The organism is Rhodococcus globerulus (genome assembly GCF_019334125.1).
GTDB classification, from domain to species: domain Bacteria; phylum Actinomycetota; class Actinomycetes; order Mycobacteriales; family Mycobacteriaceae; genus Rhodococcus_F; species Rhodococcus_F globerula.
On the sequence record NZ_CP079698.1, the window covers coordinates 3,032,666 to 3,046,733 of the forward strand.

Annotated in this window: 12 protein-coding genes; 6 read left to right on the forward strand and 6 right to left on the reverse strand. The window is 61.9% G+C overall.

Annotation, left to right across the window (positions count from 1 at the left end; all coding sequences use genetic code 11):
- The first annotated feature begins 8 nt into the window (after positions 1-8).
- Together KYT97_RS13560 and KYT97_RS13565 are read left to right on the forward strand one after the other, a co-directional pair.
- Positions 9-1,487, forward strand: coding sequence for an adenylate/guanylate cyclase domain-containing protein (locus KYT97_RS13560; protein ID WP_033231724.1), 1,479 nt, complete (start codon positions 9-11; stop codon positions 1,485-1,487).
- A gap of 9 nt (positions 1,488-1,496) precedes the next feature.
- Entirely contained in the window at positions 1,497-2,603 is a 1,107-nt protein-coding gene (locus KYT97_RS13565) for a lysylphosphatidylglycerol synthase transmembrane domain-containing protein (RefSeq protein ID WP_051730285.1), read from the forward strand.
- Here the strand turns inward: KYT97_RS13565 and KYT97_RS13570 are convergent.
- Positions 2,600-3,280, reverse strand: a complete 681-nt coding sequence (locus KYT97_RS13570; RefSeq protein ID WP_172936586.1) for a FadR/GntR family transcriptional regulator — start codon at positions 3,278-3,280, stop codon at positions 2,600-2,602. The genes KYT97_RS13565 and KYT97_RS13570 overlap by 4 nt on opposite strands.
- Before the next feature lie 165 nt (positions 3,281-3,445).
- On the opposite strand from KYT97_RS13570, the gene KYT97_RS13575 reads away from it, so the two are divergent.
- The 4 genes from KYT97_RS13575 (at position 3,446) to KYT97_RS13590 (ending at position 7,783) form a co-directional block, all read left to right on the forward strand.
- Positions 3,446-5,221: a 2-isopropylmalate synthase gene (locus KYT97_RS13575; protein ID WP_219112556.1), complete on the forward strand. Its 1,776-nt coding sequence runs from the start codon at positions 3,446-3,448 to the stop codon at positions 5,219-5,221.
- Positions 5,222-5,249: 28 nt separating this feature from the next.
- Positions 5,250-5,804, forward strand: a complete 555-nt coding sequence (locus KYT97_RS13580; RefSeq protein ID WP_033231726.1) for a YceI family protein — start codon at positions 5,250-5,252, stop codon at positions 5,802-5,804.
- Positions 5,805-5,875: 71 nt separating this feature from the next.
- A complete protein-coding gene (locus tag KYT97_RS13585; protein WP_033231727.1) occupies positions 5,876-6,253 on the forward strand; it encodes a DUF3054 domain-containing protein in 378 nt (125 codons plus the stop codon).
- 57 nt (positions 6,254-6,310) lie between these two features.
- Positions 6,311-7,783: a peptide MFS transporter gene (locus KYT97_RS13590; RefSeq protein WP_033231728.1), complete on the forward strand. Its 1,473-nt coding sequence runs from the start codon at positions 6,311-6,313 to the stop codon at positions 7,781-7,783.
- Between the two features lie 20 nt (positions 7,784-7,803).
- On the opposite strand, the gene KYT97_RS13595 is transcribed toward KYT97_RS13590, so the two are convergent.
- The 5 genes from KYT97_RS13595 to KYT97_RS13615 all read right to left on the reverse strand — a co-directional run bounded on the left by KYT97_RS13595 (position 7,804) and on the right by KYT97_RS13615 (position 14,020).
- Positions 7,804-8,541 carry a sulfite exporter TauE/SafE family protein gene (locus KYT97_RS13595; protein ID WP_033231729.1) on the reverse strand — a complete coding sequence of 246 codons (738 nt, stop codon included), beginning with the start codon at positions 8,539-8,541 and terminating at the stop codon, positions 7,804-7,806.
- Between the two features lie 45 nt (positions 8,542-8,586).
- Positions 8,587-9,447 carry an SDR family NAD(P)-dependent oxidoreductase gene (locus tag KYT97_RS13600; protein WP_092803202.1) on the reverse strand — a complete coding sequence of 287 codons (861 nt, stop codon included), beginning with the start codon at positions 9,445-9,447 and terminating at the stop codon, positions 8,587-8,589.
- Positions 9,444-10,346, reverse strand: coding sequence for an LLM class F420-dependent oxidoreductase (locus KYT97_RS13605; RefSeq protein WP_116103609.1), 903 nt, complete (start codon positions 10,344-10,346; stop codon positions 9,444-9,446). Before KYT97_RS13605 ends, KYT97_RS13600 begins: the two co-directional genes overlap by 4 nt.
- 81 nt (positions 10,347-10,427) lie before the next feature.
- Positions 10,428-12,107: an NTF2-like N-terminal transpeptidase domain-containing protein gene (locus KYT97_RS13610; RefSeq protein ID WP_095887022.1), complete on the reverse strand. Its 1,680-nt coding sequence runs from the start codon at positions 12,105-12,107 to the stop codon at positions 10,428-10,430.
- Positions 12,108-12,214: 107 nt separating this feature from the next.
- Entirely contained in the window at positions 12,215-14,020 is a 1,806-nt protein-coding gene (locus KYT97_RS13615; RefSeq protein WP_219112558.1) for a penicillin-binding transpeptidase domain-containing protein, read from the reverse strand.
- Positions 14,021-14,068 lie beyond the last annotated feature (48 nt).

The following is a 14,068-nucleotide window of genomic DNA, read 5'->3' on the forward strand; positions in this document are numbered from 1 at the left end:
CCATCTATATGGTTTCGATGCTCGCAGCCAACCTGATCGGCGCGGTGCTGGTATTTGCCTTTGTGCGGTATGGCGTCCCCATCGAGGAATCCGACGCGATCGTTGCCGATCATGTCCGGAACTTCGCGGTGTTCGGCATCTACCTCGCGTTTGCCGGTGTTGTCAGTCTGACGGCGGCAGCCATGATGCTCCGCAAGGTCATCCGGTGGAGATTGCGCGGCGGTCCCCCGACGCGCAGTGAGCAGATGGCAGCGCTGCATGCGCCGCTGCGCCAAGCGATCGTCCACCTTGTTCTCTGGTTCCTCGGCGGCATCATCTTCGTCATTCTGACGATCAACGAGATGCCCGGGTTGGCTATCGCGGTGATTGTCACCGTCTGCATGGCCGCGACCACGACGTTCGGGTTCACGTACATGCTCGGCGAGCGAATCCTGCGTCCCGTCGCTGCACTCGCATTGAGCGAGGGCGAGTTCGATCGGACCATGGCCCCAGGCGTCGGCACCCGTTTGGCAATGACGTGGGGATTGGGCACGCTCATGCCCGTCGCCGGCATCATCTTGCTGTGCGCCACCCAACTCACCACTGATCTCGAGTTCTCACCCAATTCGTTGGCGTGGGCGATCTTGTTGATCTCGATCATGGCGATCGTGCAGGCATTTGCGCTGTCGATGCTGACGGCCAGCCAGATCTCCGACCCCATCCGCCAACTTCGACGCGCCATCGAGCGGGTCCAGCGCGGTGCGACGGACGTTCGTGTCGAGGTGTTCGACGGCAGTGAGATCGGGCGTCTGCAGGTCGGGTTCAACCGCATGATGAAGGAGTCGGACGAGCGTCGTCTGCTGCGCCAGTTGTTCGGCCAACATGTCGGCGAGGACGTCGCTCGACGCGCTTTGCAGTTCGGTACGGAACTGGGCGGTGAAACACGCTTTGTCGCGGTTCTGTTCGTGGACATGGTCGGGTCGACGGGCGCTGCGGCTGAACGTCCGCCCGGCGAGGTCGTCGAATTGCTCAACGAATTCTTCCGCATCGTCGTGGACGTGATCGACCGTCACCACGGCTTTGTCAACAAGTTCATGGGCGATGCGGCGCTCGCGATCTTTGGCGCTCCCCTCGATCGACCCGACGCACCGACGGCTGCGCTGGCTGCTGCGCGCGAGTTGCGGTTCAAGCTCGACGCGATCACCGGCCTCGACATCGGTATCGGTGTGAGCGCAGGTTTGGCGGTCGCGGGAAATATCGGTGCGGCGGAACGTTTCGAGTACACCGTGATCGGCGACCCGGTCAACGAGGCCTCGCGTTTGACGGAGCTCGCGAAGTTCCGTCCCAGCAGAGTCCTGGCGTCGACGAGTGCGCTGTATTTTGCGGACGAGGAGGAGCAGGCCGAGTGGGAACTGGGCGAGCAGGTTCAACTTCGTGGGCGCAGACGGCTCACTCATCTAGCCTGGCCACAGAAATATCCCGAGGTAGATCCAGAACAGATTGGTTAGTCTGAATCGATGGCACTACCTGGAAAGACCCCGTGGCGACTGAGACGGCCCCCGCCGTCCGTCGCCGAGCCCGGTCGGGTTCGTGGGCGATTCTGGTGGCTGAAGTATGTTCTCGGGCTGGCGCTGATCACTCTGCTGGTTGTCGAAGGGACACTGCTGTGGCCAAAGCTCAATGAGTCATGGCAGGCACTGACGGAAATCCACTGGGGTTGGGTTGCGGCCTGCATCGCCGCCCAGGCCGTCTCACTCAGCGGATACGCGTCGGTTCAGCAGCGGCTTCTCAATGCTGCCGGTGTGGTGGCCGGCCACCTGAAAAATCTCTCCGTGATCTACGCAAGTACCGCGATGGCGCTCACATTGCCTGCGGGGCAGGTTTTCTCCACCGCGTTCACATACAAGCAGACCCGCAAGTGGGGTGCGACGCCCATTGTCGCGTCGTGGCAATTGGCTATGTGCGGTGTGATCGCCGCAGCAACGCTGGCACTTCTCGGCGCAACCGGCGCTTTGGCTTTCGGCACCAAGGTCAGTCCAGTTACGCTGACCATCTCGATTATCTGCGTGGCGCTTCTATTCGTCGGCCTGCGATATATCGCCCAGAACCCCGGTAGCCTCGAACGCCTAGGACACTGGGTCCTGGCTCGGTACAACAGCTTTCGCGGTAATCATCCAGACCGTGGAGTGTCACGCTGGTCCGAGATTCTCACTCAACTCGATTCCGTGGAACTCGGGCGCACCGATACCGTCATCGCTTTCGGCTGGTCGGCGATCCATCGTGTTGCCGACGTCGCCTGTCTCGGGTTTGCCTGTTGGGCTGTGGGTGCGCACCCCTCGTTTGCCGGTTTGCTGATCGCGTTCACCGCAGCCAAGGCCGTCGGGAGTATTCCTCTGATGCCCGGCGGTTTGGGATACGTGGACACAGCACTGATCACTGCGCTCACCATCGCCGGAGCGACCGGCGCACAAGCTCTCGCGGCGGTCTTCGTCTACCGCATGGTGAGTCTTGTACTCGTGGCGCTCGTGGGGTGGGTCGTCTTCCTGATTTCGTTCCGAGCGACGCATCGCGACGACGCCGACATGACCATCGACTTCGAACGCGGCGAACAACCCGGCGTTTAGCGTCGCAACGCTGCTGCCATGTCATCCAGATGGGCACGGCTGATTCGCACGGCAGCCTCCGAGTCACCGGCTTCGATGGCGTCCACCAACATTCGATGTTCGTCGGCATCGGGTTGGCTGTGCGGATTGAGATCGAGGACGCCGATCAGCTCGATCAACGCAGTCCGAAGTCGTGGGACAAACGTTTCGAACAACTCAGACAGAACCGGATTGTGCGCCGCCTCGACCACCGCGCGATGCACCGCGATGTCGGCGTCGACAAAGGCGGCATCACCGGAATTCGCGGCCGCGGCCCTACCGTCGAGCGCACGCCTGAGTTCGGCGATATCGGTGTCGTCGCGTCGTTTGGCTGCCAATCCAGCTGCCTCCACCTCGACGGCGTTGCGCACTTCGACTACATGCAGGATGGCCTCGGATTCGAGGACCCGAGGCCACTGGTCGGGCGGGGTTGTACTGCGCAAGAACACTCCGGCGCCCTGACGCGATTCCAGCATGCCGAGTCCGGCGAGGGTGCGAACGGCTTCGCGGATCGTGGAACGACCGATACCCAATTCCGCGGCCAGAGTGGTTTCACCTGGAAGTTTGTCACCGACTGCCCATTCGCCACCGATGATACGAGCACGAAGAAGCTCAGCGGCTTGATCGGTGAGTAGACGGCGTTCGACCATCGGCGGCACGGAAACTCCTCAGGTTGTCTGATAAGTGATTTCGTTCTAGTGTAGCCCTCATGGCTTACCGAGGACTCCTTCTCGACTGCCGCGGCGGGGCCTGAAAAGACCGGCACCCCTCCGCGGGGTTCCGCCATGGCCGGTCTCTCACCAAGACCCGCAGGAGAACCCCCGATGAGCACCACCTGGAACACCCAGAAACCGTCCCCCATGCCGTCCGCGCGTTATCGCGCCGCGTGGGATCGAGTCGACATTCCGGCATTCGATCGAACCTGGCCGGCCAATCGCACCACCGAAGCACCCCTGTGGGTTCCCGTGGATCTGCGCGACGGCAACCAGGCCCTCGCCGAACCGATGGACCCGGCCCGCAAACGCCGAATGTTCGAACTGATGGTGGCGATCGGCTACAAGGAAATCGAGGTCGGCTACCCTTCCGCCAGTGCGACGGACTTCGACTTCGTTCGCGACCTCGTCCACCTCGACCTGGTTCCCGACGATGTCACGATCGTTGTATTCACCGCAGCCCGAACAGATTTGATCGAGCGAACCTACCAATCCATCGCCGGACTGCCGAACGCGGTAGTTCACATGTACACCGCTACCGCACCGACATGGCGCGATGTGGTCCTGGGGAAGGAACGAGACGAACTGCACGGCATGATCTTTCGCGCCGCCGAGGATGTCGCTCGCGGCGGTGACGCTCACGACGGGTGGCGGTTCGAGTTCTCACCCGAGGTCTTCAACCTGACGGAACCGGACTACGTGCTGCAGATCTGCAACAGCCTCAGCGAACTCTGGGATGCGAGCCCAGATCGCCCGGTCATCCACAATCTGCCTGCCACAGTGGAAATCGCCACTCCTAACATCTACGCGGACCAGATCGAATACATGCACCACAATCTCGCTCGACGCGATTCGGTAATCCTGTCCGTACATCCACACAACGATCGTGGCACCGGAGTGGCGTGCGCCGAACTGGCAGTACTCGCCGGCGCTCAGCGGGTCGAAGGCTGCCTGTTCGGTAACGGTGAGCGCACCGGCAATGTCGATCTGGTGACGCTCGGACTGAACCTCCACGCGCAGGGCGTCGACCCGAGAATCGACTTCACCGACATCGACGAAATTCGTCGAACAGTGGAGCACTGCAACAGAATTCCGGTGCACGAGCGCCACCCGTACGGCGGCGATCTGGTGTACACCGCGTTCTCGGGAACCCACCAGGACGCAATCAAGAAGGGCTTTGCCCATCATTACGAGCGCGCCGAAATCCTTGGCATCGATCCGTCGCAGGCGCCGTGGGAGGTGCCGTACCTGCCGATCGATCCCGCTGACGTCGGTCGTGACTACCAGGCAGTGATCCGGGTAAACAGCCAGTCCGGCAAGGGAGGCATCGCCTACTTGCTGGCATCGGAATACGGCGTCGAACTCCCCCGACGCCTGCAAATCGATTTTGCGGCACGAGTTCAACGTGAAACCGATGGCTCCGGACTCGAGATAACCGCCGACCAGCTGTGGAACCTCCTGCTGCGCGAGTACGGGTACAACGGAGGAATGCGCCGATATTCGGTGGAACACAGCTCAGATGGTGATCGTCTGTTTGTCGTCCTGGATCGCGACGGCAAGGAAATTACCGCCGAGGCCAGTGCGTCCGGGCCCGTCGAGGCGCTGGCCAGGATCCTGACCGAGAACGGCACCGGCGTCGAAGTTCTGTCACTCACGCAGCATTCACTTCCCGGCCACTCGGATTCTCCGGCCAGTGCAACTTCGGCCGTCACCATCACAGAAGCCCTGGTCGACGGAGTCCAACACTGGGGAGTGGCTGTTCATCAGTCCGTCACGGCGTCGGCGCTTCATGCCGTCTACGCGGCTGCATCCCGCACATGTGATGACAGTCACACGAACTTGCGGAAGGATTCTCGAGGGTTCATAGTTGAACCTACAAGCAATTGAACATTCAACTACTTATCAAGGAGCTTCGATGACCGCCGCTACCACCACATTGCCCGCATTGACCGCCGGAACCTGGGTTATCGACACGGTCCACTCGACCGTCGGCTTCTCGGTTCGCCACCTCATGGTGTCCAAGGTTCGCGGCACGTTCGACGAGTTCTCGGGCGCCATCACGGTTGCCGAGGACGGCACCCCGGCCGTCGAAGCCGAAATTTCGGTCGCCTCCATCAACACCAAGAACGAGCAGCGTGACGGCCACATCAAGTCCGCTGACTTCTTCGACGTCGAGAAGTACCCGACGGCTACCTTCAAGTCCACCGCAGTGCGCGCCAAGGGCAGCGACTTCGTACTCGCAGGCGACTTCACCCTCCACGGTGTCACCCGCGAGGTCGAGCTGAACCTCGAGTTCAACGGCGTCAACCCCGGTATGGGCAACGGCCCGGTTGCCGGATTCGAAGCCACCACAGTCATCAACCGCAAGGACTTCGACATCTCCATCGAGATGCCCCTCGAAGGCGGCGGAGCAGTTGTCGGCGACAAGATCACCATCACCCTCGAGATCGAGGCTGGTCTGCAGGCATAAGGGCCTTCGGCCACGTGCGCCTTTCCGGTAGTGCCAACTACCGGAAAGGCGCACAGTCGTATGGTGACCAGGTGAAGAAGTACGCACCATTCCTGCTGATCGACGCCGTTCTTGTCATTATCTTTTGCGCGATAGGGCGCCGTACACACGAAGAAGCCAATGCGCTCGCCGGACTGGCGAAGACATCCTGGCCGTTCCTGACCGGCCTGGTAATCGGATGGTCTGCCACGTTCGCGCTGTACCGCGACAAGTTCAACGCCGTTCTCCTACTCCCCACCGGCATAGTCGTATGGCTCTCCACCGTCGTCATCGGCATGGTCCTGCGAGTGCTCAGCGGTCAAGGTACGCAGTTCAGTTTCATCGTGGTCGCCACGCTTGTCCTCGGCGCTTTCCTACTCGGGTGGCGCGCACTGGTTCCGGTCATCGCAAAAATCCGTGCCAGGTCGTAACCGTGTCGAGCGGTCCGGAACTACCCGAATTGCGCTACGAAGTAGGACACTTTTCGGATGAGTAACACTACGGAGCCTGCCGAACGGACCGAGAAGGAAGACAAGGGCTTCTTCGGCCAACCGTTTGCATTGGCCAATCTGTTCGGCGTGGAGATGTGGGAGAGGTTCTCCTTCTACGGGATGCAAGGCATCCTGATCTATTACTTGTATTACACCGTCGCCGACGGTGGTCTCGGTATCAGCCAGGCCGCCGCGACAAGCATTGTCGGTGCGTACGGCGGCACCGTGTACCTGTCCACGATCCTCGGTGCGTGGGTGGCCGACCGCCTTCTCGGGTCGGAGCGGACGCTCTTCTACAGTGCTTCGCTGGTCATGGCCGGCCACATCGCGTTGGCGGTGTTCCCCGGTCTGTGGGGCGTTGGCATCGGTCTTGTCATGGTGGCCTTCGGCAGTGGTGGCCTCAAGGCCAACGCCACCTCGTTGGTCGGCGATCTGTATTCGCCGACGGACGAGCGCCGCGACGCCGGTTTCTCGATCTTCTACATGGGCATCAACATCGGCGGTTTGGTCGGTCCGCTGCTGACCGGCGCAGTGCAGGATGCCTGGGGATTCCATGCCGGATTTGCTCTGGCGGCCGTCGGCATGGCGCTCGGCCTTATCCAGTACACGTTGGGCCGCAAGCACCTTCACGGAATCGGCGCCGCACCGGGCAACCCGCTTCCCGCGGATAAGCGCACCCTCTACATCGGAATCGGTGTTGCTGCGATCGTTGTGGTCGCCATCGCATCGATTACCGGTTTGATCACCGCGGACAACATGTCCGACGTTGTGGTCGGTCTGACTGTCATTGCATCGGTCGGATATTTCCTTCTGATGCTGACCAGCAAGCAGATCACGAAGGTCGAACGCAGCCGTGTGTTTGCGTTCATCCCGATGTTCATTGCCAGCGCTGCCTTCTGGTCGCTGTTCCAGCAGCAATTCACGACGGTTCCGCTGATCTCGGACAAGCTTCTGGACCGCAACCTCTTCGGCTGGGACTTCCCGCCGAGCTGGGTTCAGTCCATCAACCCCGTGTTCATCATCGTCTTCGCAGGCGTGTTCGCGGCGATGTGGACCAAACTCGGCCCACGGCAGCCGTCGTCGCCCATCAAGTTCGCAATCGGCACCGGGATCATGGGCCTGGCTTTCCTCGCCTTCATTCCGATCACCGGCGGCGGTCCGAACAGTGCACCGCTCCTCGGGCTGGCCGGAGTCCTTCTGCTGTTCACGTTTGCGGAGCTGTTCCTCTCCCCCGTCGGATTGTCGCTCGCAACCAAACTGGCGCCGGAGCGTTTCCACACGCAGATGGTCGCGTTGTTCTTCCTGTCCGTCGCATTGGGATCCTCGATGGCCGGAACGCTTGCCGGTCATTTCGACATAGACGACAGCAAGCCGTTCTTCCTGATCATCGGATTCTCGTCGATCGGAATCGGCGTTGTGCTTGCTGCCGCGTCGCCGTGGATCAAGAAGCTGATGCAAGGCGTGCAGTAAACGCTATTTGACCCTGCCCGCTATTTGACCCACAGCCACAGCGCCAAAGCGAATCCCGCTATCGCTACTGCCACCCGCAGTACCGATGGCGGGATTTTCTTCACGACGGGTGGCCCGCACCAGCCACCCACCAATGCGCCGAGAGCCATGGCCAGCGCGGCCACCCAGTGCACTTGCCCGGAAAAAGCGAAGATGAGGGCGGCAACCAGATTCGCAATGCCGAGGAAGAAGCTCTTCAGAATTGTGGCCCGCCACACCGTTTCGGATGTGAGGATGAGGGTTGCCGCCAGAAAGATGACGCCGGCACCCGCGCCGAAATACCCGCCGTACACGGCTACGGCAAACAGGGCGGCCGAGTAGATTCCCGGACGGTCGCCGCCGCCGGAGAGTTCACGAATCTTCGGTTGAAGGAGCAGTGCCAGCGCCGCAAACGCAACCATCGCCGGCACAACCGATTCGAACGAACCCTCCGGTGCGAGCCACAGAATCAACGCACCGATGATGCCGCCCGCGGCTGAATACAGAGACCAGCGAACAAGTTTGGGTCCCGTATCGGCAACTTCGCGCGATGAGTTCGCCAATGCGCCGACTCCGACGGCCACCAGTGCCACGGTGTTGGTCATATTGGCGCTGACAGGCGACAACCCGACACTGAGCAGCGCCGGGTACGACACGATGGACGCCAGTCCGGTGACAAAGCCGACTAGACCGCTGAAGAATCCCGCTACGACAAGAAAGAGGAAATCGAGCAGGTTCACAGCTCATGAACCTACCGGGCGCGGATTCTCACCCGCGCCACGCGCCTACGCGTGCCCCTCCAGAAACCGCGTCGGTGCGTAGTTCGCCCAACCCGTGTCCGGCCAGTTGAACCACCCGGACGACGCCAATGTTCCGCCGTCAGGATGGAGTGTTGTCCCGGTGATGAAGGTGGATAATCCGGAAGCAAGAAACACGACGCTGTTCGAGACATCGGAGACATGCCCGACTCGTCCCATCGGTATGGCCACCCGAGCCCCCACCGGGGTTGCCATCGAATGGTCCCCACTGCCGAATCGGGCAAGATTTGGCGTCGGGACGAAGTCCGGTGCAACGTTGTTCACGCGAATCCGGTCCGGGGCCAGTTCGACGGCCAGTGTCCGCGAAAACTGCTCGACGGCAGCCTTTGCCGCAGAGTAGACGGCAAAACCGGGCGCCGCGCGGTGCGCTTCGATGGTTGTCACGTTGATGATGCTGCCGCCTCGCCCACCGCTTTTCATCATCGGCACCGCGAGGGAGCACGCGTGTAGGACGTGATGGAAGTTCGTGCGCAAAAGCGCGTCCCACCCTTTCGGTGTCGATTCCGCAAATGGTGTTCGGAAGGTGCCACCGACAACGTTGACCAGGATGTCGAGCCTGCCCCACCGCTCGTGAGCAGCCTCGAACAACACGTTCAACTCGTCCGGATCACGCGCGTCACCGTGATGTACGACGGCGTCGCATCCGCCCTCCGCCAACTCACGACGCAGACGCTCGACGGCCTCTGCATCGATGTCGACGACGGCAAGCCGCACACCGTTTTCGGCAAGATCAGCGGCAATCGCACTGCCGAGCCCACCGGCGCCGCCGGTGATGACGGCTACGCATCCGTCGAACCCGGCCCGATCTTCGAACCATCGTGTGCTCATGACAGGTACGTGGACCCGAACGCTTCGAGGAATTCGACGGTGGCGGCCAAACCGTCGATGGGACCGGAAACCACCACTGCGGTGACGCCTGATTTTTCGAGGTCTTCGAACACTTCGCGGTGCCGGTCAGATTCGACTGTCGGGGTGTGTATCCCGTCGCCGTGATAGGAGTACACAACGTCGATGGGCTCGGCGCGTCCGGCGGCGAGCGCCGCATTTCGCAGTTCGGTGATGTGGCCGCCGATCTGATCAACCGATCCGAGCGTGGGTGTTCGCGCGGTAGCGCTCAACTCTGCCCCACCGGACATCGGCATCCATCCCTGTGCGCGCTCGGCTACTCGGCGACGAGTCAGCTTGGAGTTGCCGCCAATCCAGATGGGGATCGGATTCTGGATCGGCCTCGGCCGGGCGATGACGTCGAGGGCACTGAAGTGCTTGCCTCGATACGTGAATGGTTCACCGCTCCAATGCAGCGGAAGCACATCGAGCGCCTCGTCGAAGAGTTCGTTGCGCTCGTCGAAATCGATTCCGAGAGCATGGAACTCGCTCTTCTGATATCCCGTTCCGAGCCCGAGCGTGAGGCGGCCACCCGACAGTTTGTCGAGGGTCGACGCGGATTTTGCCAGCAGGAAGGGGTTTCGGTACGGCGCCACCGCCAGATACGTGAGCAACCGCAACCGTTCGGTTGCGGCGGCGACGTAGCCGAGGGCAACAAATGGATCGAGCGTCTGGTGCCCGCCGGAGGCCAGCCATTTTGCGCCGGGTATCGGGTGTTCGCTGAGAGACAGCGTGTCGAATCCTGCCCGCTCGGCGGCGACGGCCACGTCCCGCAACGGCCCTGGATCGAGAACGTCTCCGTCCAGACCACTTATTTCCGGGTAGTGGTAGATGAATCGCATTGTCACCGAGTGCGCCCTCTCTGGCAGATACTCTTCCAGAGATGAGAATAGCGATTACGTATTTGAAAGTCACGCTCTCATTTATTTGTCGGCAGGCTTTGCCAGCTCCTGGAACAACTTCTCCGTCATCTGCTGTGCCCGATCATTGCCGTCGGCATCAGCGACGAAGACCGCAAAGGCCAGGTCACCACGTGATCCGAAGAACCAGCGATCGTCACCACTTGCCGCACCGGCAGCGATCAGATCCGGGTATCCGACCAAGCCGCCCGCGCCGCGCATGGAATCACGGAGTCGGTTGGTCACGTCCTCCGGCAGCGCTGACGCCGCGGTATCGGCGGTCGCGGGCTGACCGAACACCATCATCGGCGTCGGCGCACTGCCGCGGGCAATGGACGCCGCGAGCATTGCCATACCGAACGGCGTGACCTGAGGTTCACCGGCACCGGAGGACGTCCGATTAGCCACGATATTGTTCACCGACTCGTTCCCGCCGGAACCATCCGATGCAAACGTGGCCGTCTGCTGCTCGAGGCTGGGAATGTGGAATCCGTTGCCCAGACCGAGTTGCCGCGCCGTGTCGGCCAACTGTTCGCCGGACACGGCGCGCGGCTCGACGCCGTTCTGCATCGACGACGCCAACCGCACGAGGTCCAGCGCGCCGCCTGCCGGACGAAGCCCGGTGAAGGCGATCGGCCCCTGCTCGATGGCCTGATTGTTCTGTGCAGCAGCAAGAATCGCGCCGTCCGAGGGTCGGATCGCGACTATCGCCGCGGGCGTTCCGGCACTCACCACAGCTTCGATTGCCGCGAGTTGTGTGTGCGAGTCCATGGTCGCGGCAACGTCGGGTCCTGAAGGTCCCTGGAAACCGGCTTGTTTGACTGCTGCTCCGTTTTGGTCGACAAGATTGACCGCCCAACCTGCGGTGGCGTCGCGGTTTGCCTGCCACGCGGTACGCAACGGGTCCAGGAGCGGCGAATTGATCCGGCGATCCGACGCAATGAGCTTGGGCGTCTTCACGACAACAACTCCGGGGATGGCGAAGTCGCTTTCGAGGTACAGATAGTCGGGGTCGCGCAGGAGAACTGCTGTAATCGACTGCCCCGGGTGCGCCGCGAGATCAGCGAGCATCGATTCGCTGGTCACCAGCGGAGCGACGGGTTCGATGACTTTCGCGAGCCGGCGCGTCGAGTCGACTGGATCGGGCATGGATGCCGGGTCGAGAGTGATGGCATTGATGGTCTGCTCGTTCATGAGCAGAGTCCCGCCTGCATCGACCACCTTGGGCGGAGCGGCGTCGGTCCGGGTGTAGTCGACGGTGCGTCCGCTGCCGAGGCCGGGGACGATGACCGACGGATCCCAGGACACTCGCCAACCGACGGAGAGGTCTCGGACCTCACCTTGTGACTGGTATGTCCAGTCCTTGCCTTCGCCGAAGTTCCAGGCCGCGTCGAGAGTGAAGAATCCGGAGTCACTACCGAGGTCGATGACCTGGGCGACGTCGAAGTCGGTGGAACGTGCTTCCAATCCGTCGAACATCTGCGAGATGGATGCGCGTGCGGCATTGGGGTACGACGTGAGGTTTGCGGCCGCGTCCACGTCGTGATTGTTGAGTGCGGTGACAAAGTCTTCGACGACCGTCGCGGCGTCAGTTTCCTCTTCTCCCCCGACGACGCACGACGCGAGTGCCACTGTCATGACAACAGCAGCTATCGAAGCAATGACGTATTTTCCACGGCTGCTTTTCTGTGCTCCGGGCCCCATTGGTGCAACTCTTCACTTCTGTCACAGCCGTAACAAGCACGGGATGCCTACGAACGTGTCACGGTTGAGCCACGGCGGTGTCATCGAACTGCAATCGAAATCAGGTTTCACCGCAGAAAAGTGCCCGCGACCTGCACTGCAGGAGCGGAGCTGTCTGCCCCAGCGATAAAAACCGCAAACGCCAGATCTCCCTTGATTCCGACAAACCATCCATGCGCTGGACCGCCGTCAACTTCGGCTGTTCCGGTCTTGCCCAGCAGTCCGTCGATATCTGCGAGAGTCGTCGCAGTACCACCGGTGACGGTCTCACGCATCATGGTCCGCAACTGTTCGGTCACCACCGCGGGAGTGGGCGCCGCGGTCTGATCGGCAACCCCGGGCTGCCCTTTCACGAGCATCGGGGTCGGCGTTTCACCGTGTGCGATCGACGCCGCGACCAACGCCATCCCGAACGGCGTGGCAGTGACAGTTCCCTGCCCGATCGCCGATTCGACGCGTTCGGCCGGAGTGTTCGCGTCCGGTACGTTTCCGGTCACCGTCGTCAGGCCGGGAGTGACGTAGTCGACGCCCAATCCGAATTGCAGTCCCGCATTGTGCAGTGCGTCCGCAGGCAGACCGACGGCTAGGCGCGCCATCGTCGTGTTGCACGAATGCGCGAATGCGGTGTGCAGGGGCACCGAGCCGAGATCGAATTCGTCGTCGTTGGGGATCTGTCGTCCCTCGACGTTCTCGGTGCCAGGACACGGCAGAATTGTGTCGGGGGTCGCCACCCCGGCTTGCAGCGCCGCCGACGTTGTCACGGTTTTGAATGTCGAACCGGGCGGATACAGACCTGTGAGCGCGATCGGCCCCTGAGCATCGGCGGCCGAGTTCTGGGCCACGGCAAGAACAGCGCCGGACGACGGTTGCAGCGCCACGATCACCGCAGGCTGTGTCACCCCGGCGAGTGCGTTCTCTGCGCCCAGTTGAAGGTTGCGGTCGATTGTTGTCGCGATATTCGGCGCAACCGGGCCGTCCTGTCCGGCGATAGTGGTCGCCGACCCGTTCTCCTTCACCATCTGCACCGCCCACCCGGCGGATTTGTCCTGCCCTTCCTGCCACAGTTCGCTCAGTCCGGTGAAGGTCGGCGACGTCAAAGCCTTGTCGACGGACAGCAACCGGGCCTGTGGCGCAAGCGTCACTCCGGGCAGGGAAGCCAACCGATCTTCAATGGGCGCAAGGTCTTCCGCACGAAGCGTGATGGCAGTGATCGGCTTTCCGGCAGCCGCGGCGAGATCACTGCGCAACGAATCTGCCGTAATTGTCGGGGCAACCGGGGAGATGAGCGCCGCCACGGCAGCGGCATCAGCTGTGGGCTCGAGATTGACCAGTGCCACCACCTGCTGCTCCATGACGGGCTGCCCGGCCGTATCGAGAACCGCAGGCGGCGCACCGGTAGTGGGTGTGTACCGCAGGGTGGTCGACGCCCTCAGATCCGGTGCGAGCAATGCCGGATCCCACTCGATCAACCACTGATCACCACTGGCCGATGCGTTCCCGTGTGTCGAGTACGTCCAGTCCTGGCCTTCTCCGAAGTTCCAGGCCGCATCGAGAGTGAAGGTGCCGGCGTCATCGCCGGATTGTTCGGCTTCGGAAACCGTGAACGTTCCCTCGTCCTTCCCCAGTCCGTCGATCATGGCGGTGATCGCGGTGGAAGCCGCCGCGGGATCGGTAGTGAGGTTTGCCGCCGCCGACACATCGTCGTCGGTGAGGGCAGTTGCGAACTGCTCAGCCACTGATCGCGGCTGGTCAGGGCCACTACTGCACGCGACGATACTGCTCGCGGCGGCTACTCCGATCACCGTGAACACGGTGATTTTTCGGATCAACGGGTGGCGAATATCAACTCTCGATGGGCGCACCTTCTCGATCATGCCCGAAATTGTGGCGAACGCCGGAATATCGGTGTAATCATGTAATCA

Bases quoted from the DNA above. Each gene is read 5' to 3' on its own strand.
- KYT97_RS13605 (WP_116103609.1), bottom strand. From the start codon at position 10,346: ATGCGATTCATCTACCACTACCCGGAAATAAGTGGTCTGGACGGAGAC.
- KYT97_RS13610 (WP_095887022.1), bottom strand. From the start codon at position 12,107: ATGGGGCCCGGAGCACAGAAAAGCAGCCGTGGAAAATACGTCATTGCT.
- KYT97_RS13580 (WP_033231726.1), top strand. From the start codon at position 5,250: ATGACCGCCGCTACCACCACATTGCCCGCATTGACCGCCGGAACCTGG.
- KYT97_RS13575 (WP_219112556.1), top strand. From the start codon at position 3,446: ATGAGCACCACCTGGAACACCCAGAAACCGTCCCCCATGCCGTCCGCG.
- KYT97_RS13560 (WP_033231724.1), top strand. From the start codon at position 9: ATGGTTTCGATGCTCGCAGCCAACCTGATCGGCGCGGTGCTGGTATTT.
- KYT97_RS13615 (WP_219112558.1), bottom strand. From the start codon at position 14,020: ATGATCGAGAAGGTGCGCCCATCGAGAGTTGATATTCGCCACCCGTTG.
- KYT97_RS13600 (WP_092803202.1), bottom strand. From the start codon at position 9,447: ATGAGCACACGATGGTTCGAAGATCGGGCCGGGTTCGACGGATGCGTA.
- KYT97_RS13565 (WP_051730285.1), top strand. From the start codon at position 1,497: ATGGCACTACCTGGAAAGACCCCGTGGCGACTGAGACGGCCCCCGCCG.
- KYT97_RS13590 (WP_033231728.1), top strand. From the start codon at position 6,311: ATGAGTAACACTACGGAGCCTGCCGAACGGACCGAGAAGGAAGACAAG.